At 69.4% G+C, this 258-nt stretch carries 1 protein-coding gene; it reads right to left on the reverse strand.

Annotated elements, in window-relative coordinates; genetic code table 11:
• Positions 1-41 precede the first annotated feature (41 nt).
• The coding region (locus MKD49_RS26080) for a hypothetical protein (RefSeq protein ID WP_252697751.1) at positions 42-258 on the reverse strand (217 nt) is incomplete at its 5' end.

The following is a 258-nucleotide window of genomic DNA, read 5'->3' on the forward strand; positions in this document are numbered from 1 at the left end:
CCGGCTTCGCTGCTGCCCGTGAGGCCATTCAGCAGCAGTACCTAGAGTTGGCCAGGCGCTTCGACCACGATACCCGCAGTGCCGCCGTGGCGCGGGTCCGACAGGGGGCACAGGAAGCCGCCAGGGCCGCCGAACAGGTCAAAGACCTGGCCAAGGTGCAGACCGACCGGCTGCATGCGCTGGAAGCCCGCAGAACGGCTGCCCTCGGCGCTGATCGCCAGGCCGGCTACCTTGCCGTCAAGGTCGAGCTTCCGCCGG

This window comes from Herbaspirillum sp. WGmk3 (assembly GCF_023952535.1).
GTDB classification, from domain to species: Bacteria; Pseudomonadota; Gammaproteobacteria; order Burkholderiales; family Burkholderiaceae_D; genus Herbaspirillum; species Herbaspirillum huttiense.